Genomic DNA, 21,728 nt, shown 5'->3' with positions numbered 1-21,728 from the left:
TCCCAAATTTTTTTGGTCGTGATTAAGCTTATGGCAACCGGAAGTCGGTTCACTGTTAGCGGCTGGCCGCAAGCTTAAGACGGGCTTTGATGAGCGCGGAGTTGTCATCCTCATTAGGGGACATCACTAAGCGGCAGGGGAGCAACATTCTTTAACAGGCAAGCACAAAAAAATGTGCCCAGTGAGAAAACTCACCGGGCACATTACCTTTCTAATCGCAGAGGGAAAAACAAATATAGCCAACCTGGGCTTCGAAAAACTTCTTTTAACCCCCAGCTTGCACTGGGAAAGGCGCTTTCGATAAGCAACTCCACAAGGGAATCACTAGGCTGCTATTTCATTAACCCCCAATCATCAAGCTGACGCCTTCAAATCGGGAAAGGCCGTAAACCAATACAAAATTAATTGCATCTGATACTTTAACCCCCAACCGCTCATAGATAGGTAACGCATCAGGCTAGCTGAAGCGTTATTTGATTTATAACACGGTTTCAGAGGTGATTGCAATTTTTCATCGTCCTTGACCCTGGTTTTAAAGGAATAAACGGGAAGAAACGAGCCGGGATCACTTTTCTTGCTTGAAAATTTTGGCGTTTGGTTGCCCAAGCCTAAGACTGTTAATCGCCGTTTTTGGGTTATGCCCTAACAGGATCTCGGCCGCTTTGGGTGTAGTGAACATTGCTGCCATGACAAGCAATAGGTACCCAGGATGAAAGAGATGGACATCTGGCAAGCGCCTTAGTTCTCTGGCATGCTCTTTGACTCCGGGGTTTTTCCATGCGTTCGATTGAACATCTGTCTTTGGGTCAATGTGGTGTCCCAGCCAGGCCGGTGGTAACTGTTTGTCCGCTAGATAGTGTGCCAAGTAGCTTGTGTTTGGGTGGTACCATGCAACGCCGATGATCGTACCACGCTCACGCGCGATGTCACGCACGTGATTGCGCACCCCAAATAGTTCGATTCCTTCGCCAAAAGTCAATGTAAGCGCGGCTAGGGTTCGGTAGCGTTCCAATATGGGGTGATGTGCTGCCTGCACGAGCTCTGCGGCTACAAGTGGCCCATTAAGCGCGAAGGGGTTGGGATTGTTGATGACATCGCTTTCGGTGTGGTGTTGAAGGGGGGTCAAGTGGTGTGGGCATATGTCGATGCCTGGCACTTGGTGTATTCGATGCCAGTAGGTCATGCCGTAGGCAATTGTGTCCTCTTGACGACACAGACGACAAAGTTTGTAGGGGCTTTCATTGTTCGGTGCCACTTTAGTAAATGCGGGTGGCGAAAAGGCCCCCAATTTGATATCAACTGTGGGGTCTTGACTGGAGAGGTGTCTCCATCTTTTATCGAAAAAACACAATGAGTGATTGTATCGGTATGAGGCGACGCTGACGCCCAGTGAGTTGGCCAACATATGATTAATTGGAACTCTTCGGTGGTGGGCAGGTGTTACTGTTGGCCTCATATTTGCTATCCAGTTTGCAAGTTGGCTCTGGTTTGTGCTTTTGTTTGCCTGGTAGGTGTCGTTCAGCCTAATTAAGCGATAAAGGTGACCTAGTGCCAGTTCGTCAGGGAAGGGCGAAGATATCAACATTTGGATGTCCGGTAGGAGCGTTTTCGAATTTGAGTGAGTAATTCACGAGTTTGGGGGAGGCGATTCAGGCTTGAAAGAGCGGGCTTGATGTTTGGAGTGCTTTTGTAAATTTGCTGCACGGTGATGGGAAATAGTTCGCCATCACGTTGAAGCTGCTGATAAAGTTGCTGTACTTGTCCATGTAGCTTCTCATCGCGTTTTGCCCAATCGACGCTTGTGCTGCGGTCGACGCTATGCTTTGCGAGCTTTCTCAATTTACTTTGTAGCCACGCGCGATCATTTCTATAGAGCCAGGCGTAACTTGCTGGCTCGATCTCACGAAGCTGCTTTGCGGTCGCGTTTGGGTGCTTAGTCATGGCACGTAACCAGCGTGACTGAGCCCGCTTTTGTGCTAGGGCGCGGCGCGCTTTTTCCCAGCGTATGTGTAATCCCGGCTCGGTGAGTAACAGTCTGGAAATAGTCGAGCTGGACACCCCATGTTTGTGTGCAGTGGCTTTTTGCTCCATGCCTTGACGAAGGTCTTTCAGGATAGCTGCGATGCGCTCGAGGTTACTTTTTGGACGTTTTTGTAAGCGGATACCGCAAGCAGCAGCCCAAGACTGACATGTTTGAACGGCTATGCCCAGTTGCTGCGCTGCTGCGCTGACCGACAGGCCTTGAACCACAACGAGTTGAGTAAGGCGTTGCGCTTGAGTGTCGGGTATGTCTGACGATGTCCGGGGGTGAACAGGTGTCACACTCGCGGGTGCTTGGGCGTGCTTATAGGCCGCCCAGAACGTAGGCCAGTCACCGAAAAGCCACAAAATCAGTGGCAGGTGATGAAGTGGGTTTGTGCTGCATGGCTGACGCGTCAGCAAACGACTGAGCATGAAGGTCGTACTGCGCTCCTGGGCTGGCGGCATGATCCCTAATTCTTGCCAGCGGCAGGATCGAGTAAACGCAAGGTACCGCTGACAGACGGTACCTAACGCTATCTGGTGGCGGCCACGCAACATCGCTTGCTCGTCAAGGGCGGTGCGGTAGGCGGTTTGTACCGTATTAAGGTCAATATGTATGTTGGGCGCCAGCTTGAAGATCTCGATCGCGGCTTGAGCCAGTCTATCGAGCCAAAGTTGGCAGTGTGTAGTCAGTGTGTACGCTACAGGATAGAAAGCATCATTGCGAGGCAGGAGCCAATCGAACCGGCGCACGGCATTGGTTTTCTCATTAAACTGCCAAAGTAGCACCTTGTGAGTTGGGCAGACTCTTACGCCTGGTAGCTGATGTGTCAGGCGCCAATAGGCGGTACCCGTCCGTTGCTTGTCTTCATGCATACATTCCGGGCATGCGCGAAGCGGGTGGTTGGCTCGCAGACGGCTTGAGGGTAGACCCAAAAGGCTTTTGATTCGCGCAGCCTGGCCACGACTTAATAGGTCAAGAAGCTCCGTGCCTAGCGAGCAACTAACCCAGGGTAAGTAGAACGGCAAGATCGTGTGCTGCAAAATGATGTGCTCTGGGGTATCTCCAAACACGCCACTTGTGCGTTGCACAAAGGTATCCAGGTTGGATGGAAAATCGTGCTGTGTGCCGTGCCGCGCGTGACCAAAAAGTTGTTTGGCAGTGTGGCCAGAGAGTCGATTACCTGCGATGTAATGAAAACGACAGCAAAGACTATAGAACAGCTCGTCGTCAAACCACTGGGTGATGGGTAAAGGCCAGTTATGACCGAGATTTCCGTTACTAAGGCGCATTCTTAACTCCCCTCATTTGCTTGGTATCTGGCCAGTATTAAGTCGATACTCGTGTGTTTTTCTCAGTTCTTGAGCGGAAAGCTTGGGCCGTTTTGGGCGGGAAGGCTTTGCCTGGCGCGGAGTCGTTAACTCAGTTGGAAGGTTTTCTCGTTCTGTTGTCGTCAGAGCACTGACTTGAATGTCGTTTAGAATTTTTATTCTCTTACGCTCTTCCTGCTGTTGCGCCAGTGCTTGTGCCGCTACTCTGGGAAGAGGAAACGGGCATACATATTCGCTGGATCGCTTGGAGTGCGGCGAAAGCATGGCTTCCACTTGCTGGCGGCTGATGGCATAGGGTGTGTCGTTGTATGCATCATGCAGATCAGCGATGGTGACGTAACGCCTGCCAGTGTGCCAGGCAAGTTCGTAGGCACGTCTGAGTAACTGTTTCACCAGGCGTTTCAGCCCGGCGCTCAGGTAATAAATTGTTCCACGCTCTTTTAGCACATCGATTTGTAGCGTTGTGCCAAGTACCTTTTGAATTGCACGCAGGTACGCCATCCAGTCCTGTGAGTCGGGCTGCGTGGGTAGCATAACAATTGGGTTTGCCAACAATCTTTGGCGGTCTTGTTCTGGACGCTTTTGCAACAACCTGCACATGCTGTAGTTCGCTACGTACACCAAGGGGATCCCGACATAACTGAGCTCGTACAATAGTTTTGTGATCAAGGTATTGGCTGTGCCGCTTTGAGTAAGAAACTGCAGCTCGTCTACCAGAAAGAGGGCAACGCCGGCGCGGTGGGCCAATTTTGCAGCCAAAGCGCCAAGGTTGCGCGGTCTCGCACTTCGCTCCTCTAAGGGGAGAACAAGTTGTTGTAATAACGAATTTGCGTTGACACGTTGACGTACTTCAATGGACCAGTGAGATGTGAAGAGGACCGGCCCATGATTGGGAGCGGGTTCAAGCTCGATCGGGGGCGGCAACAATCGTCCAAGTGCTTGCAAAAGCGATGTTTTTCCGATCCCGGCTGGACCTGTCAAACAAGTTGGCGTTTGGACAGGAGGGGAAAAGGACTCCTGGTGTGTATACAAAGTCTGCAAGTATGAGTGATCGCTAGGGTAGTTTGTCTCGTAGTGCGCAATGCCGGTTTGCACAAATCTCTCAAGAATGTCCAGATCTTGGCTTGTAGGCATATACAGTTGGTGCAGCAGCGCCTCGATGGTCGGGCCGATTTGGTGAGTTTGCACTTGTTCAATAGGCGACGATGGTCTAGGAAGTTGTGTCACGCGATTTGCGATCAGATCTCGATTGTTAAGCTCGCGCATTTGGCGCGTGAGCGTTTGGGTAATTTTGTTACCTGGTCGTATGTCCGCCTTATCCATCAACGCGCTCCATTTTGCGATCGTATGTTTCCAACACGACGGCTTGTTCTGCTTTGGCCTCTGGTGTCCGTTTACGCTTACCCCGTAACCGTTTCGCTGCGTTCCAGTCGCCACCGTGCTCTGATAGCAGAAGGTTCTGCTGGGCTACGGCAAGACTTTGTTTATCTTGACGTAGCTTGGATTTTTGCTTGCTCAGTTCCCGATTCTCATCATTGAGCTCATTGAAGGTGCGGTAGAGCATTTGCGTGTCGTCACGAAGTGACAGCTGGGCATCCAACTGAAGCAATTTGCCGTCGATTTCCACCCATATATGTCTGACACATGCTGCTAGTACATACGCTTTGATTCTTATTGTGGTGCCGCCAAGCTGTTGTATGAGTTTTGTGTTCCGTAGGGCCGCCGACGAGTAAGCCTGGCTTTTAAGCATTACTCCAGCTCGGCTCAAGCTGACTTCAGTTGACATGAGAAAGCTCCTTACAGCTTGGTCAAACGTAGGGGTAGTGCCATCGTTTCTTGCACGCGCATCCAAGAAGCGCCAGACCCCGAGCGGGGTCGCAGCTGTGTGCTGTTGGAGCATCTCCGGGGTGAGTCTGCTGGTGGTGTCTGCTGTTTTGTTTTCCAGGAGCACGCGACGAATTTCGCGCACCATCATTTGGTGAAAAGTTAAGTTGCTTTCTGAGTGTTGATTTGGACCCTCAAGCTTTGTTCGTCTGCGTTGACTTGACTCGACCAACGCCTTGCTCTGGCCCTGGCCCGAGGGGGTGAATTCGTGGATAGCTGGCCCATGCAGCAAGCCGCTTGGATCGATGCGGGCGCGTTTAATGCCAGGCCCGCGGTCAGTGATTAATGTTGTAGGCAAGCCTTGACTGGGCCACTCGGCCTCGTTGATATCGATACCAAAAAGTTTGCAGAACACTGTTTTGGGGATCGCAGCACAAAACATGGCTGCGTTGTAAGACTCACTGCTTTCTGAACCAATCGCAAACCCGATGCCCAAGCGCATGCCTGAAGCCACATCAACAAGACGGGTTACACACAAGGGGTCTAGATGGCCCTCGCCCCAATTGGACCTGGGTCTTTCGTCCGTGTAGTAGGCATCGGCTTCGACTGACTCATACAAGTTGCTGACGTTGGTGGTGAATTTGCCCCGATGGGGTTGTTTGCTGCGTCGGAACCGCGCCTGGCCCCAACGTAACGCTTGCACTTTGTCCTGTCCGACTGCCTTGTGTATCTGGTATCTGAACTGATCGAACGTAGGGAGAATCGAACCCGTGGTTGAAATTAACCGTGGTATTCCAATGTCATCGTTAACTAGCGTGGCGCCAAAGTCTTTGCGCATGGCTTCTTGATAAATGGATGTCAATGTAGAACCCTCTTTGGCATACTTGTAGTAGGCTTTAACTAAACGCTCGATGGTTTCACTATTTAGTCGTTGGCCAGAGAGCGCGCCCTTGGATATTGAGTGGCGCCCAAACTTTGGGCCGTTGGGTTTTTGTAGGCGATCCCATTTACCGCATTCGAAGTAGTGTGGAACGAGCACCCGCATATCGCGAGAAAAACAAAGGTACGCAAAGAACCAGAATCGCGTCCGTTGTTCATTTAGATTGTGTTTGCGTGCAAAAGCGTTAATTACTGCTTCGGGGTTTGCGCTGCACAGGATGTCATTTTCCTGGTTCAAAAGTGGAGAGATCTTTGTTAACCGCTCGGTAGCCCGATCAAAATCTGATACTCGTTTTCGGGTTTGCCTTTCCAAGTCCAAGCTCAAAGGGTCTTTGCCGTCAAGAGTCCTCAGAAACGGGGCGCCGTTGTCATAAGGTGCTTTAGTGATCAAGCCCCTAACCAAAGCATCTTCGAATGTGGCGCTTTCCAGCGAGTACAGATGGGCTAACCACCGATGTTTGGTCTGTGTGAAGAGCACAAGCTGAACTGTTCGAATGACGCGGTTGTGGCGAAGCAAGTGATACGTCAAACCTGCTTCCAATGGGCCAAGCCCCTGAGGGACAATGAGTGCGCTGCCTCTTTGCATGCTATTGCCCCCGAGAGAAAAGATGTGCATAGTCCAGCAGCACATCACGACGCTCGGCTTTGAGTGGTTTATCCACCAGAACGGGTTGGTAAAGATCGACCCGTACTCTTCGATTCCAGATGGCCGAGTACAAGGTCGCGACAAAGTCCTGACGGCTGCAGCCTATTTGCCTCATCGCAGGCTCCATAATTGCCAGTGGCGTGGTGCGGGTGCCTACAATTTTTTGAAACTTTACAATCAGCTCTTCCTGTCTCTGCCAATCGAGAATAATTGGCTGCTGGGCTTTGGCACAAAGCGCGTTCAGGTTAGCGATGAGGTGACTATCAAACTCGTCCGCTGCGATGAAGTGTGATGCAATGCCAGCATCGGCAAAATAGCGCTGTTCGATCAGGTGGCGGTCGCTCAAAGCGCAGTCATGGAGTCGACTTTTGGCGTTTCTTGTCGCTACCTTTTTGTCATAAAACGCTGTGCGTGTCGTTTTAATGCTCCAATTTACACAGTATGGTTCGATGTCATCGACCATAAACAGTAAGAGATCGCCAATAAAGGGAAATGCGGCACGCAGTGTATTGTTTGAGTTGGATTTGTCTGGGATGTTGACAACTGGATGCGCTGATGGAATGCCCATTTCTTCCGTGATCGAGACCGTACCGCGTAAAGGTGGCAGGCGCAGATGACGAGCGCGAGGGTGATCGGCTAAAGGGTGTGGGGCATCGAATCGCTCAAGGGCATGTTGCTCGTGTACGTCAATTAGCCCTGGGTGATATAGTGCCAGGATGCAAACGTGGCGCTCGGCCAATGACATAAAATGTAAGTCGCGGCCAATCTTTGACCAAAACAAGGTGGATGGGCGGCTGATGCTCGGAGCCTCATCGCGGGTAGCCTTCATGGCTGGTTCGTACTCGTTTTGCCAACGTGGGATGCTCTGGCGCTTTTCGATTCTAAATAGCCGCTCAGGGCTAATAAGGGGTACTCTAGACATAGTCTCCATATCCATAAGGTGCTTGTCGGATACGGAACTGCGCTGCATTTTTTGGGCAATAAAAAGCCCCATTGGCACTTGACAGTGCCAACCTCTCGATGCACTATGCACGAAGGGTTGCTCAACCTCGTGCGCACTCAGTAAGATCTGCAGCCTTTGCCCAGGTTGCTGGTCTTACCGCGCAGTTCTCGCGTTATTCAAATATTGTTTGGGTGTCTCTGCGCTCGCTCTGTTGTCGTTTCTCCCTATTTCAGACGTTTCCTGTCTACTCATCACTTTGTCGCTTGAGTTTGTCTGCTTCCGCGTTGTCTGAGACAGTCTGCGGATGCCCCTATCCTACAATAAAAGTCTTGATCTTAAAACAACAAAATCAATGTAAGTCATTGATTTATATGAAAAAAATTAAAGCTGTTTTATATGTATATTTCGCTGCGAATTATTCCTTAAGGTCGTGACTGGCGGTTTGGGTACGGTAAAAAGCACTAAGCCGCTGTGTCGTTTAGGTTTAACCATACCCACTCTTGCGGCTAATCCAAAGGCGATATGGCGTTGGTTTTAACAAATCGATGGTACTTAACTTGGAATTTTGTTTTTTAGGTTGTTAGTCCTACCTATTAGCCCTCTTAACCTGGCTGTGACAGTCTCTTGAGTTGCCTTGCGATGGGCGCCAAACGTTCATTTAGGTGTTCTAGCCCTGCTTCGATTTTTGGGGAAGAGTACTTGTTAAACCAACTGGCTTGTGTAGGAGGCAAGTTATGAACGCGATAGGTCATCAGAAAATAGTTCATGAGCAAAAAGCGCCTGTCCTGCTCATCTAATCTTGATACGTCGGTTGAGGCGACTGGCAACAGTTTTTCGAAACGCTCATCCATGTCGTGAATTAAGCGTACAAGCCGGGCTAAAGATTTTTCCGTCAACTCTAGCTCCAGTGACAAATGAAAGGCTGTGGGCCTTTTGGTGAGGGAATGCCATTGTGGTAGCACAAGGGCCAGGGCGCGCTCCCAAACTGAAAGTGCAATATGTGAGCGCTGCATGATGGTTCCCGTGCGCACGGTAAAGACGTAGGGTTTGTGAAGAGGCTTTTCTTGGCTATGGGTGTCGTTCGGTTGACCACGACATCGATAGTAGCCTGGCACGCCCTTGCGATACTCATGATAAATAGGTTCGACTGACCAACAGAGAGGGCAGCGTATCGTTTGACCCCAGCGCCGTTGTTCCAGACGGGTGCGCGCGGTCTCGTGTTGATGATCATGTGGGCGTCCTGGAGCTAAAGACATAAATTGGTTAGCCAAGAAAGTGTGGATGTAAGACCGGATTGGAACTCATATATATCCGATGTTTTGTCATGTTTTCCATTTGAGGTTAGGCGCGGCCACCTGTGGATGACCATTTTTTGGATTCAAGCCCATTCGCACACTCACCCCGCTCCCCATACTTGCGCAATACACAAAGACAAGTCCTCCATCTAGTTTAGGACTTCACCGTTGGGATTGAACAACACCTCCGAAGGTGAGCACTCACAGGATATGCTCACCACTCGATGACCGCTCTAAAGGTGAGAACTTACAGGGTCAGCCTCTATGAGTCACCCTTGCGAAAGGTGAGAACTTACGGGATAGGCTGATTGAATTCAAAAAGTATCATAATGCGCATCAAAAAATAACGTTGCGAAAAAACAAACGCTCACAATCAAAATTCGCTTGCGGGCCTGCTGATCCCTTGATAGTCTGAATATACCGTTTGGGATTATTAACGCTCACCCAATCACTTGAGGCGCAACGCCGCAACGTTAATACCCCTGCTCTTCCGGAGTCTTTTTATGCCTGCCGCAACACTCTTAAGTCAGCGAATACACACGCGAACCAGCTAACCCGCCACACTCGCGCGGGTCATCTTAATTCCCCTATTTTTATCAGCTGTATGCATGAGCAGGGCCAGCGCTCGCCTGTTGGTTGTGCTCGCGTGGAGAAAACACATGAGTTTCAGAGTATTTGTTGACCGAGTCCATCAAGCACCCGAACTAGACGTGGAAAGAGACGATTCATCGCTGATCGACCAAATTCCCTTTAATGGCTTTTTTGGTGATGATTTCTTGACGTTAATTTATTTGAGTCCACCAGATGCGCCTATTTTCCATGACGCAATGCGCGAAACGCTGCATGTTCTCGTAGATGAAAAAGAGTCAAACCACCGTCGCGCGCAAGCGGCTGTCGAGGTTGGTCGTTTTGTAAAACATAATGCGCCGGCTGCGCCAGCACAGCTTGGTCGAAGTGAGTCACTTGCCTGGTTTGAGTTGGCGCAACAATTAGGCAGTATTGTCGGCGTATGGGAACTTGCCAATGAGATGCTCAAGCAATGCGATTTAAAAGTTTCAATTGACTTGAACACAAACCCGTTGCCGGAGTTAAGGGCGAGAAAAGACAATGCACGATTTCGCATTGATGTCCGGGTCGCGCAGGCCTGGTATGAAGGCATCCGTTTAACACTCACTGCCTCTCAAAACAATTTTGAGCACTGGGATCTGCAAGCGCATCAGTGCGCCGTGAGCTGTATTGTTAATTACTTGCTGCTTTTACCTGACGAGCCGCCAAAGAGCATTCGTAAGTACAACGGTGATGAGCCACTGATCGTCAAGCGATTCAAAACACTTCAATGGTTTGCGCCGTTTTGGGATCGCCTGATTGAGTCAATGAGTAACGATATTTCAGACGAAGTAAAACAATTGCTCATCGAACAAAAATACATCGTTTCTTCTTATATCCCCCAACTTGTAAAGCAATGTACAGAGACTCAGCCGGGCAGTTCTGATGATCGTAATGTGTCCCAGGCCAACCATCAGGCACAGACCAACGCTGTTGATCAGCTGGTTGTGATTAAAGGTCAAATTCCTGCCTCCAGTGATCGAGATGACCTACTTGTTTTAAAGCAGTATGCCTCATTGCAAAAGCCAGTGCGGTTTAAAACTTTTCCGGTTTTAGAGGAGCTGCTGCGCATGCGCGAACAGCTATTCAGCGAGTTTCCTTGGGCGCAAGACGCTATTCGCGTCGTAATGAATGATTTGATCGCCCGCCGGCGCCACGGTGTGACACGACTGGGTATGGCACCGGTACTGTTGGTGGGTAAACCTGGGACAGGCAAAACGCGTTTTGCGCAGCGCTTAAGCGAGCTATTGGAGACGCCAAGCTCGGTTATCAACCTTGCGGGTATGTGCGATACAAAAGTGCTGAAAGGCGTTACTCGTGGGTGGGCAGGCCAGCGCCCGTCAAAGATTGTTGAGTTCATTCATCAAACGCAGGTACCCAACCCTTTATTCGTTCTCGATGAAATTGATAAAGCGCATGCTGGGTACAGTAACGGCGGCGATCCGCAGGAAGCATTATTGGATTTGCTCGAACCCGGAAACGCAAAACGTTATCACGATATTTATTTGATGGCCGAGTGCGACTTATCGCACTGTATTTACATCACCACCGCTAATTCGCTGGAGACAATTTCTGAACCCTTAATGTCGCGCCTTCGGCCCGTACACTTTCCGCCACCAGGAGAGGATCATGCGCCCGTCCTGATCAGCGGCGTAGTCAGAAACCTGGAAAAAATGTGGAACTTGCCCGAAGGGGCCGTGACGCTAACAGATGAACAGCGAGCAAAACTGGTCGGCCTATCTCCCCGGGAGATGCGGGCCGCTATCTTGGATTTGCTTGGTAATGAGCAAACACATAAAGTGCATTAACTCTCATCAAAAGGGAAACCGAATATGGAAGCAAAACCTAAAAAAAAAGGACAGTTCTCTGTGCCTGTGGATAACTACGATTTACTGACAGCAAAGGCCTCTCAACTGCGTGCTTTACTGATTTTGATATCAGGGCCTGGGTATGAGAACTTCACCGAACTTTCGCCTGAAGATCAAGACCGAATACTCTGGCTGGCAACGGAACTAAGCAATGAAGTTCACACATTGCTTAAATAAGCACAAAAAGAAATAATGGTGGCATCAAAGTATATTGGGATGTGCTCAATCTCAGAAAGAAGACTCCTTCAGCACCGCGCCTTGCCGCTGGCGCACGTCAGCCTTCGGCCAGGAGCGGACGGTTTACGGAACGCAAACAATGACAATGCAAAGGACAAAGGCATCCCTAATCTACTGCCGCATGCAAAGTCTGAGAGCAATTTAATCGCTTCTCAGTCACACCAAGCTCGACAGCATGATGCGATACCTTGGTATTGAAGTTGATGCCGCACAGGAATGGCAAGCAGACAGAAGTGTGATATTTGCTTACAATCAGACTGTACCATAGTAAAAATAGCCGCTGTCCGGCCGAGAGCAGTCAGTCAATGGCGATGCCAAAGCGGGTATAGGTAGAGTGTCGCGGGAGATGGCGGAGCGAACCGGAATTGCTTCCGCTGGAGTGATATTGGCACGCTCATTGAGTCTCTATAAGTTGTACCGATATTTCAGACTGCGCCGCACGCATCACTGAAAAGATGGGATGAGGATGCTGACGATACACTAGACGATGATTTGGGAGACACGGTGGCTGATTCTTCAAATACTAAAAATTTGCAGCAAGAAGACCTCTTTTATGAAGACAGGTTTCTTGAGAGTTGGGCCGGTTCTATCATCACCAATCCCAGTACGGCCATTGTTGAGCTTGTTGCCAACTGCTGGGATGCATACGCCACTGAAGTGAACATAACTTGGCCCGATCCGAAGAAGAACCAGCAGTTTTCCATCTCTGATAATGGGAAGGGTATGACCCTCGCAGAGTTTGATTACATCTGGCGAGCCCTATCCTATAACCGTATCGCCAAAGGTGGTGACACAACGGCACCACCTTCAGGTGTCGAAGGTATTCCGCGCGTCGTATTTGGCAAGAATGGCAAAGGTCGATTCGCCAGTTTTTGCCTCACCAAAAGCTACCAGATCACGTCAATCAAAGATGGTCAGAAGTTCGTCTGCAAGGTCAGCAGGACACCCAGCAAGCCGCTTGTCATAGAACTCGTGGAGTTCGTTGACAAGGATGCGGTGGGACATGGTACGGCAATCACAGGTGAAGGTGAAATCCGACAGATCAACCTGTCCGTAGAACAGCTACGTGAGCTTCTAGGGGGCCGGTTTCTTGCAAACCCTTCGTTCAAGGTGATTTTAAATGGTACCCCCATTTCGTTTGCCGACATCGGTCAGTCGTCCCTTTCTATCGTGGACGTTGAAGTGCCTAATTATGGCACGGTCAAGATCTATCACATCGATACCCGCAAAGCCGACAAGACGACGAAGCAGCATGGCATCGCGTGGTGGGTCATGAACCGAGCTGTGGGTGAATGTCGTTGGCGTGGTGATGACGTTGAGCGAATTCTTGACGGCAGGACTGAGAAGGCTAAGCGCTTCACCTTTATCGTTCAAGCTGACTTTCTCAACAAGGAAAATGCCGTCAAGGAAGATTGGTCAGGCTTTGTTGAAAAAAACGTAGCATGGGAAGTGACCAGACCAATCGTCCAAGAAAAGATTCGGGAGATCATTGACAACACCAGTGCCGCCGAACGGGAAGACAAGCGTAGCGCCGTCCTTGAGCGAGTGGGGCACTCCGTCAACGCCCTGCCTCTTTTGAGCAAGGATCGTGTCACAACATTCGTTAATGAGGTGGTGGATACCTGCCCAAACTTCGGTGAACAGGAGATCGTGCAACTGACCAGTATTCTGGCGAAGCTGGAGAAGAGCAAATCGCAGTATGGTTTGCTAGAAATCCTGCACAATCAAGACCCGCATGATCTAGATGCCCTTCATGAAGTCCTGAGCCAGTGGACCATTGGCATGGCAAAGATTGTCCTTGACGAAATTCAGAGCCGCTTGAGGGTCATCAACGAACTTCGCATCAAGATACAAGTTACAGGTATCGATGAAGTCAAGGAACTCCAGCCGCTCTTTGCAAAAGGCCTTTGGATGTTTGGAGATAAGTTTGAATCCATTCACTTTACGTCCAACAAAGGCATGACGACAGTCATCCGCGAGTTGTTTGATGGTAAGGCCGACAAGGCTTCATTAAATAGACCAGACTTTGTGATCCGCGGTGATGGCAGCACTGGCTTCTACTCCCTTCCATCCTATAACGAAGATCACGAAGAGACGGGCGTGGGCCATCTTGTCATTGTTGACCTGAAGACCACCAAGCTCTCACTCGGGTCTAAGGAAAAGGAACAAATTTGGAAGTATGTGAAAGAGTTGAAGAAAAAGGGGTATATCCAGCCTGAGACGCGGGTGGATGGCTTTGTTCTGGGAGATCAGATTGAGAGTGGTGAGGGTGGCACCCGCACCGAAGACAACGACAAGGTGAAGATTCAGCCATTGCTGTATAGCATTATCTTGAGCCGGGCTGAACAACGCCTTCTGAAGCTCTATGACAAGGTCAAAGAAGCCCCATTCCTTTTGTCGCAGCAGGAAGATTTGGAAAAATTCTTTGAGCCCATCGCCGTGCAGCAGCCTGATCTGGTGGAGACGGAATCAGCGGTGGCAAAATGACTTCTGCTGTCAACTGGATCGCAGCCTACAACTACCTCTTTGCGGCATTCAACAGCGAGAACAGGGCATTGTATGTCAGCGGTGCCACGTTCTGCCGTATGCCAATGAAAATCGACAAGTTATCTCTTACAAATCCAAGAAACCCTGCAAAATTGACGTCGATTTTGCGTTAGCCTTTATCGTCGGAATTCGATACCTATGTGGCAACTGAGTGGTAATGTTGATTTCAATTGCACGAAATGCGGAACACCCAATTTTGTACCATCAAGCTGGTTCGACCTCGAACCCATTTCTGGCACGGAGCGAGGTATGGGTCCAGAAACCTACTATTTCGGTGAGCTAGAGGTCGACTGTGATAATTGCGAATCCAATATATCAATTGAGTTGCACGTAGTTGAATATCCACAAGGTGTACTCAATAATTTATCCATGAACGCTACCGGGGCAACCATCACTCAAGTTGCCGAAGTGGAGTTTGTGGACGAGAGTCCAATCTGGCTTCCGCCTGCCAAACAAATATACGTCCCTGAAAGCAGGTTGATAACCGATATTTCAGAGATCCAAAATACCATCCCGCAACTCATAAATCTTATACAAGAGGACAGCAGCCACATCTATCGAATAACAACAAGGGAGTTCGAGGAAATAGTTGCTGAAATATTTAGAGCTCAGGGCTATAAGGTGACTTTGACAAAGAGAACTCGCGATGGAGGTAAGGACGTCATCGCGATTCATCGGAACGTTCTAGGGCTTGAAACCTGTTATTTCATCGAGTGCAAAAGGCATGCCTTAGACAGCAAGGTCGATGTGGGTATCGTCAGGGAAGTTTACGGCGTCCATTCAACTAGAAATGGTCCGAACAAGTCAGTCATTGCTACGACGTCAACCTTTACGCCAGACGCCATTCGATATGTTAATGATGAAGTCCGCAGTAGATGGGATATGGAGCTAAAAGACATTCAGGATGTCCTGCAATGGATTAGAAATTACAAACTTTAGGCTGACAGGCATTCCAGCGGACCGCTCCGGCCTCCGCTGGTCCTCCTGCAAGCGGGCCGCCCCTTACCCACAACATTTAAGACCGCTTTTTCAACAGGCAATTACCGCTTTGGGTCGAATAGCGTCTGATCATATTTTCACTCGACGACCTATCGGGTTTTCGTGATTATCAGCAAACTAAAACTCCTTTCCCTACAAAAAGGAGTTTGTCATGAAACCGAATATGCACACTGCTTTAACGCACGAGCCCTGGAACAAGGGTAAACTCGTTGGGCAAAAAGCGCCATTAAAACTCAAGGACATCTGGGCTATCCGTGTCCGGCTACAGCTGTCGAATAATATCCGTAATCTTGCTCTTTTCAATCTCGCGATTGACAGCAAGCTACGAGGATGCGACTTGGTGAAACTACGAGTCCGAGATATCGCACACGGAGAGCAGGTGGCACCTCGTGCGATTGTTATGCAGCAAAAAACCCAACGCCCTGTGCAATTTGAAATTACTGAGCAAACGCGCGAATCGTTGGCAACATGGATACGCTACAAACAGCTGCGCGCTGATGATTTCATTTTCTCAAGCAGGATCCACGCGTCTTTGGTAACGGCCCGCCCTGTACCGTCTAGAAGTCTCGGTTAAATCTCATCAAGATACGTGTCCATGTATTTTTTGAGATGTACACGTATTTTCATGAGCGATTCTCTTTGTGTAGTGAGTTCCTCGCAGAGCCCCCGACGCCGCTATCCGGTCGAGTACAAACGTCAGGTCGTGCAGGAATCGATGTCCGCTGGCGCGTCGATCGCACGGGTTGCGTTGGCGCACGGCATCAATGCCAACCAATTGCACAATTGGCGCTGGCAGTATCGGCGTGGCGACTTCGGCCCAATTAGCCAAGGGCCGTTGCTGCTGCCGGTGCAGATAGCGGCGCCACCGGTATCCACACCGCGCCAACCGGCCAAGATAATTGACGGGCAAGATAGGCCGGCGATCTCTGGCGTCGAACTGATCTTCCCAGCCGCGCGTGTCGTGATCCATGGCGCAGCAGACTTGCCTACGTTACGCTGCCTCATTCAGGCGCTACGAGAATGATCGGCTTACCGGCAGGAACCCGGGTCTGGCTGGCAGCCGGTGCAACCGATATGCGTCGTGGCTTCGATGGCCTGGCGGCAACGGTGCAGGCCACGCTGCTTGAGGATCCCTTTAGCGGTCATGTGTTTGTCTTTCGTGGGCGCAAGGGCGATCGCATCAAGGTGCTGTGGTGGAGTGGCGACGGCATGTGTCTGCTGGCAAAGCGCTTGGAGCGCGGTCATTTCGTGTGGCCCAGCGCCGAATCAGGAGCCGTGCATCTGACCCCCGCGCAGCTATCGATGCTGCTCGAGGGGATCGACTGGCGTCGGCCCGCTCGCACGCATAAACCGACTCAGGTCTAGTGTTAATAAAACGCTTGAGAGCCGCATTTTTATTGGTCTTCCAGCCTTTTATTCATAGAGGAAACAGTCGTTATTTAGTATAATGACGGCCATGCTCAACCGCACCCAACTGCCCGACAATATCGACGCCCTGAAGGCGTTGCTGTCGGCCAAATCCGCCCAGATCGACGCCTTCGAGCAAGAGCGCGCGGCGTGGCAGGTAGAGCGCGAAGCCCTGCGTCAGGATAAGCAGGGCGATCAACAAGAAATTGCCCGTCTGACGCTGTTGCTCGATAAACTACGGCGCGCCTTGTTCGGCCAGAAGTCTGAGAAGCTTGCGGGCCAAATCGATCAATTGCAGCTCGAACTCGAAGAGCTGCACATTAACCAGGGCGAACGCGCGCAAAGCATTGAATCGGCCCAAGCGCCTGCCTCGCGCCCCGCGCCGCAGCGTCGGCCATTACCCGAGCACTTGCCGTGCGACGTGCATGAACATCTTCCCAAGGAGTCTGCCTGCCCCGACTGCGGCGGCGCGTGGACGCGCCTGGGCGAGGACGTGAGCAATGTGCTGGAACACGTGCCGGCCAGCTTTAGAATCGTTCGCCATGTGCGCCCACGCCTGGCGTGCAGTTGTTGCGAGCGGATGGCGCAAGCGCCCGCGCCCAGCCGCCCCATTGCCCGCAGCTTCGCGGGGCCGGGGCTATTGAGCCATGTCATGGTCAGCAAATATCTGGACCATCAACCGCTGTACCGCCAGTGCCAGATCTACGAGCGCGAGAACGTGAGTTTAAGTGAGAGCACCGTCGGTGACTGGGTCGGTGGGGTGCACCAATTGCTGCGCCCTTTACTGGAGGCGCTACGCCGCCACGTCTTTAGCGCCGACAAACTGCATACGGACGATACCCCGATCAACGTACTTGCGCCGGGCACTGGCAAGACACGCCAGGCGCGCCTGTGGGTCTATGCTCGTGATGATCGGCCCAGTGGCGATACGACAGCGCCGGCCATGTGGATACGTTACTCGCCCGATCGGCGCGGCATCCACCCGCAAACGCACCTGAAGGATTACATCGGTATCCTACAGGCCGATGCGTTTGCCGGGTACGACAAGATTTATGAATCAGGCCGTGTGCTAGAGGCCGGATGCTGGGCGCACGCCCGACGTAAGTTCTACGACATCCACGTTAAAAGTGCCACGCCCATTACGACGCACGTGCTTGATCGGATCGCCGCCCTCTACAAGATTGAGTCCAGCATCCGCGGTAGCCCAGCGGACGTACGGCGAAGGGTTCGCCAGGAACACGCCAAGCCCCTCGCCATCGCGCTGCATGCCTGGCTGCGCGAACAGTTGACGACCATCTCGCGCAAATCGAATACGGCCGACGCCATCGCTTATGCCATGAATCAGTGGCAGGCACTGGTGCGTTATCTGGACGATGGGCGCATTGAGATCGACAACAATACCGCCGAGCGAGCGTTGCGCGGGGTAGCCCTGGGCAGGAAAAACTACCTGTTTCTGGGATCCGACGCGGGCGGTGAACGCGCGGCCACGATGTACAGCCTACTTGGCACCGCCAAGCTGAACGACATCAATCCCCAAGCGTATCTGCGTCATGTCTTGAGCGTGATCGCCGACCATCCGGTGAACCGGGTTGACCAGCTGCTGCCCTGGAACGTCGCGCTTTAAGTACCGGACAGCGGTTGCTCAATTCCACTCTTCGTGCTCAAGAGGGGCTGTTGAAAGATCCCAGATGGTCGAGTGGTATTGCACTTCAAACCACTCTAGGAACATCTTGCGAGTGCGACGCTTGGGCCAAAGTGCCTGGTCAGTGAACCAGCTGTCCAAAAAAGACGCAAACAATACGCTAAAGCGCTGGAGCGCCCATTGCTCGGCCTGCTCAGGCGTGTTAATGATGTCCGGCGATATAAGGTAGACCTCTTGTTCTTGGCGCAGCTCGTCCAAGGTAAGCCCCTCAATCGGTTGTGAATCAACACTCCTGATCCAGTCCAGCGCCGCTTGCTTGGGCACGATGAGAATCAAGTTGCGATTGATGGTGGCGTGATCAACTTCGGGCATGACTATTCAACGAAAAACACTGAGGAGTGGATTTTACTCATTGAGCAGCCTCACGCCCAAGTCAAGACGGTGTTCGCCGGGCGCTTACCGTCTTTGCACTTGTCGACTAGGCAATACGCTCGGATAGTCGACTCATGGGTGACTGCCATTGGGTTGCCAATAAGCGAAATGACTATTTGATAGATCGTGAAGCTCAGCGTGAACGGCGCTCGTTTAGCGGCGTGGAGGGTTTTTCGATGCAAGATGCTTCGCTGCAAGAAAGTATGGGACCCATACAAAATCGCGCTAAAGAAAACTTGGTTCCGACTGATAAGGCGATCTCCATGGCTAGGCGCATGCTTCTGCGTCATGCCAACAATTTGGATCAAGGTGTTTCTCCACCTGGTCTGGACCCTGACTCTCAGTATGTGCGGGCAGCTTCTGTGTTATTAAAACACGAGTTAAACGCAGCCGATTGGGCCCGAGAGTCACTTCAGGTGGGTCCGAATCATCCGGTATTCAGTCTTTAATACAAAGACCACCGTTGGGTCATGGCTCTGCCGGGGGGGCGATGGCGCGTTGCCCGTTAGAACGCACGCGCCATGGACTCCCCGGGCAACTCTCGGTGGAATTCATGCGTTAGCGGTTGAGTTCGTTATAGTTCGTAACTCTGTCGTTAAGTCTTTCATTTCTCTTTCGATCGCTGGCACGAGGGTATCGTGGCATATTTCAAGGACAATTTCTTCAACCGCTTTTTGGGTGGAAGTCAATTGGCGTTTGGATGAGGTCGCAAGCGATAAAGTACTTTCTAGCGCGGGTGAAATGATAGGTTGAAAGTGGTAGCGACTGAGTTTCGAATAGATGGCGACAGCGTAAAGCGGCAAGATTGCATACCCAGGGCCTGTTGCCAAAACATCCAATATGGCGGACACGCCGTCGACCTCTAGCATTATGTTGGGTTTACATCCAACCTCAGTCATTTTCGTTTCGACCACGTTACGGATTTCATGTGGTCGTTGCGGAATAATTAAAGGTAATTTCGAAACATCCCTTAACGTGATAGGGGAATTTTTGCCGGCGTTACAGCTACCGTAAACGAGATAAAGCTCCTCTTTCATAATCGGGGTAGTGTCGATATCTGGCGAAGGTTGGGGCCGGTATAGCAAAGCCATGTCCAGTCGACCATTAAGAATGGATTCTTGCATTGAAACCGATAGACCGTCACTGACTGACAGCTGTGCGTTAGGTAAACGTGTTCGCACTTCGGATATAAGTTTCACCGCTAGTAATTTGGACAACCCTGTTGGAAGCCCGACGGTGACATGCCCGCCTGTATTTCCCCGTAACTTATCCAGCTCTTCGTGAGCAATATCAACTTGATGCATGATTAGATGGCCATGCTGCGCAAGTAGTTTCCCGGCTTCGGTTGCAACAACGCCACGCCCTGTTCTTGTTAACAGGTTTTGTCTAAGCTCCACTTCCAAAAGGCGAACTTGGCGGCTAAGTGCGGGTTGAGCAACATCCAGCATCCTGGCTGCTTTGGTGAAACTGCCTTGATCTACAACGCATAAAAAATACTGAAGTTGTTTGAGGTCCATTTCAAAGCGGCGTAAACCGCCTCCTGATGCTATTCCGAAATTAGATATCTGATAGATATCAACCGATCTTGTCCAGCCAACGAGCATAGCTGAGAATTCATCATCGGTTGTCGGACTGGCGCGAACAATTGGTGGAAATACTTAGCGTGTTGTTTAGAATCGGATGCCCCGGCTACGGGTCACTTCTCGTGGAAAGCAAATATGAATGCCCTGAAAGAAGCCCTAAGAAAAATACCAGGCACGACGGTTTTTGACGCCGATCATTCGCGTCGTGGTTATGCCTTAAATATGTGGTGCATGACGTTGCAGTTTGAGGCGAATCGTACGGCTTTTAAAACGGACGAGCGAGGCTACATAGAAAAACATTCGCTTGAAGATGGCCAGTGTCAAGCCATCTTGGATCGTGACTATAACCGGCTACTTGAGCTGGGCGGGAATATATATTTTCTAAGTAAGCTTGCGGCGGTGGATGGGCATTCTTTCCAACAGATTGCCGCTCGTATGTGCGGGGTACCTGTTGAAGAGTTTCAACAGATGATGATTAAGGGCGGGCGAAAGCCGGACGTTTCTGTAAAGCAGGACAAGGAACAATAGTTTATGGCGAAGATCATTGGAGGAGTGGCAACATCGCATGTCGGGGCTTTGGGTGTCGCGATAGATAATGGTTTAACGGGTAATGACTACTGGCGGCCGGCTTTTTCAGGTTTTGAGTTTTCCAAAAAGTGGATTTCGGAACAGCGACCAGACGTGGTCGTGCTTGTTTATAACGACCACGCGGCGGCATTTTCATTAGATATTATCCCCACCTTTGCAATTGGCTGTGCAGAGCGCTTTCAGCCAGCTGATGAGGGTTGGGGGCGACGGCCCGTACCCACAATTGAAGGCCATTCCGAACTGGCCTGGCATATCGCGGAGTCTGTCATTCTGGATGAGTTCGATATCACGATTGTCAACAAATTGGATGTGGATCACGGATTAACCGTCCCGTTGTCGATGATGTTTGGCCAACCTTCCGCTTGGCCATGTCGGGTTATTCCACTTGCCGTTAATGTAGTTCAGTTTCCACCGCCTACGGGCAATCGCTGTTACAGCCTTGGTAAAGCAATTCGCCGAGCGGTTGAGTCTTTTGATCAGGACTTGAAGGTCATGGTTTGGGGTACAGGCGGTATGTCGCATCAATTGCAGGGGACTCGAGCAGGATTAATTAATAAGGAATTTGACAACGGGTTCATGGATCTGCTCACAGATAGCCCGGAAGAGGCTGCAAAAATTCAGCACATTGATTACCTTCGCGAAGCGGGTTCTGAAGGAATTGAACTGGTGATGTGGTTGGTTATGCGGGGCGCACTGAGTTCAACCGCTCGGGCTGTTCATCGTTTCTACCATGTGCCCGCCTCAAATACGGCCCTCGGGCACATGATTTTTGAAGACCGTTAAGCATTAGTTTCTATCACGTAAACACGTTTTGAGCT

Annotated in this window: 18 protein-coding genes and 1 pseudogene; 11 read left to right on the top strand and 8 right to left on the bottom strand. The window is 50.8% G+C overall.

The window, feature by feature from the left end; all coding sequences use genetic code 11:
* Nucleotides 1-565: 565 nt before the first annotated feature.
* The 6 genes from CJO09_RS06570 to CJO09_RS06540 all read right to left on the bottom strand — a co-directional run bounded on the left by CJO09_RS06570 (nucleotide 566) and on the right by CJO09_RS06540 (nucleotide 8,719).
* The gene (locus tag CJO09_RS06570) at nucleotides 566-1,585 is read right to left on the bottom strand and encodes a TniQ family protein (RefSeq protein ID WP_119441648.1); all 1,020 of its coding nucleotides are present in this window, start codon (nucleotides 1,583-1,585) and stop codon (nucleotides 566-568) included.
* Complete coding sequence (locus CJO09_RS06565) at nucleotides 1,579-3,315, bottom strand: TnsD family Tn7-like transposition protein (RefSeq protein ID WP_119441647.1); 1,737 nt, start codon at nucleotides 3,313-3,315, stop codon at nucleotides 1,579-1,581. The genes CJO09_RS06570 and CJO09_RS06565 overlap by 7 nt, the downstream gene beginning before the upstream one ends.
* 12 nt (nucleotides 3,316-3,327) lie before the next feature.
* A complete protein-coding gene (locus CJO09_RS06560; RefSeq protein ID WP_119441646.1) occupies nucleotides 3,328-4,677 on the bottom strand; it encodes an ATP-binding protein in 1,350 nt (449 codons plus the stop codon).
* Complete coding sequence (locus CJO09_RS06555) at nucleotides 4,670-6,703, bottom strand: hypothetical protein (protein ID WP_119441645.1); 2,034 nt, start codon at nucleotides 6,701-6,703, stop codon at nucleotides 4,670-4,672. Before CJO09_RS06555 ends, CJO09_RS06560 begins: the two co-directional genes overlap by 8 nt.
* A 1-nt stretch (nucleotide 6,704) precedes the next feature.
* A complete protein-coding gene (locus CJO09_RS06550) occupies nucleotides 6,705-7,592 on the bottom strand; it encodes a PDDEXK family nuclease (protein WP_147404906.1) in 888 nt (295 codons plus the stop codon).
* Between the two features lie 716 nt (nucleotides 7,593-8,308).
* Nucleotides 8,309-8,719 carry a hypothetical protein gene (locus CJO09_RS06540; protein WP_119441642.1) on the bottom strand — a complete coding sequence of 137 codons (411 nt, stop codon included), beginning with the start codon at nucleotides 8,717-8,719 and terminating at the stop codon, nucleotides 8,309-8,311.
* 941 nt (nucleotides 8,720-9,660) lie between these two features.
* On the opposite strand from CJO09_RS06540, the gene CJO09_RS06535 reads away from it, so the two are divergent.
* From CJO09_RS06535 to tnpC, 8 genes and pseudogenes are all read left to right on the top strand, one after another.
* The gene (locus tag CJO09_RS06535; protein WP_158582725.1) at nucleotides 9,661-11,415 is read left to right on the top strand and encodes an AAA family ATPase; all 1,755 of its coding nucleotides are present in this window, start codon (nucleotides 9,661-9,663) and stop codon (nucleotides 11,413-11,415) included.
* 24 nt (nucleotides 11,416-11,439) lie between these two features.
* Entirely contained in the window at nucleotides 11,440-11,652 is a 213-nt protein-coding gene (locus tag CJO09_RS06530) for a hypothetical protein (protein WP_119441640.1), read from the top strand.
* A 564-nt stretch (nucleotides 11,653-12,216) separates the two neighbouring features.
* Nucleotides 12,217-14,199, top strand: coding sequence for an ATP-binding protein (locus CJO09_RS06520; RefSeq protein WP_245961249.1), 1,983 nt, complete (start codon nucleotides 12,217-12,219; stop codon nucleotides 14,197-14,199).
* Nucleotides 14,200-14,508: 309 nt separating this feature from the next.
* Nucleotides 14,509-15,198 (top strand): restriction endonuclease, encoded by a 690-nt coding sequence (locus CJO09_RS06515; RefSeq protein WP_158582724.1) that lies wholly within the window; start codon nucleotides 14,509-14,511, stop codon nucleotides 15,196-15,198.
* Between the two features lie 211 nt (nucleotides 15,199-15,409).
* A pseudogene (locus CJO09_RS06510) lies at nucleotides 15,410-15,790 on the top strand (site-specific integrase); the annotation flags it as partial.
* 114 nt (nucleotides 15,791-15,904) lie between these two features.
* Nucleotides 15,905-16,282: an IS66-like element accessory protein TnpA gene (tnpA, locus tag CJO09_RS06505; RefSeq protein WP_158582723.1), complete on the top strand. Its 378-nt coding sequence runs from the start codon at nucleotides 15,905-15,907 to the stop codon at nucleotides 16,280-16,282.
* Nucleotides 16,279-16,623 (top strand): IS66 family insertion sequence element accessory protein TnpB, encoded by a 345-nt coding sequence (tnpB, locus tag CJO09_RS06500; RefSeq protein ID WP_119441638.1) that lies wholly within the window; start codon nucleotides 16,279-16,281, stop codon nucleotides 16,621-16,623. Before tnpA ends, tnpB begins: the two co-directional genes overlap by 4 nt.
* 91 nt (nucleotides 16,624-16,714) lie before the next feature.
* On the top strand, nucleotides 16,715-18,289 hold the full coding sequence (gene tnpC, locus CJO09_RS06495) for an IS66 family transposase (protein ID WP_119441973.1): 1,575 nt from the start codon (nucleotides 16,715-16,717) through the stop codon (nucleotides 18,287-18,289).
* 18 nt (nucleotides 18,290-18,307) lie between these two features.
* On the opposite strand, the gene CJO09_RS06490 is transcribed toward tnpC, so the two are convergent.
* A complete protein-coding gene (locus CJO09_RS06490) occupies nucleotides 18,308-18,679 on the bottom strand; it encodes a hypothetical protein (RefSeq protein ID WP_013741951.1) in 372 nt (123 codons plus the stop codon).
* Between the two features lie 134 nt (nucleotides 18,680-18,813).
* Between CJO09_RS06490 and CJO09_RS15695 the strand changes: the two genes are divergently transcribed.
* A complete protein-coding gene (locus CJO09_RS15695; RefSeq protein WP_218961037.1) occupies nucleotides 18,814-19,188 on the top strand; it encodes a hypothetical protein in 375 nt (124 codons plus the stop codon).
* A gap of 102 nt (nucleotides 19,189-19,290) precedes the next feature.
* On the opposite strand, the gene CJO09_RS06475 is transcribed toward CJO09_RS15695, so the two are convergent.
* On the bottom strand, nucleotides 19,291-20,343 hold the full coding sequence (locus CJO09_RS06475) for a LysR substrate-binding domain-containing protein (RefSeq protein ID WP_245961248.1): 1,053 nt from the start codon (nucleotides 20,341-20,343) through the stop codon (nucleotides 19,291-19,293).
* Nucleotides 20,344-20,457: 114 nt separating this feature from the next.
* On the opposite strand from CJO09_RS06475, the gene ligA reads away from it, so the two are divergent.
* A complete protein-coding gene (gene ligA / locus CJO09_RS06470; RefSeq protein ID WP_119441635.1) occupies nucleotides 20,458-20,850 on the top strand; it encodes a protocatechuate 4,5-dioxygenase subunit alpha in 393 nt (130 codons plus the stop codon).
* A 3-nt stretch (nucleotides 20,851-20,853) separates the two neighbouring features.
* Nucleotides 20,854-21,693, top strand: coding sequence for a class III extradiol dioxygenase subunit beta (locus CJO09_RS06465; protein WP_119441634.1), 840 nt, complete (start codon nucleotides 20,854-20,856; stop codon nucleotides 21,691-21,693).
* The last annotated feature ends 35 nt before the right edge of the window (nucleotides 21,694-21,728 follow it).

Origin of the sequence: Neopusillimonas maritima (assembly GCF_003576595.1) — a bacterium.
Lineage (GTDB): Bacteria > Pseudomonadota > Gammaproteobacteria > Burkholderiales > Burkholderiaceae_B > Neopusillimonas > Neopusillimonas maritima.
The sequence above is the reverse complement of the archived record's forward strand: the minus strand, read 5'-3'. Positions and strand labels throughout refer to the sequence as shown.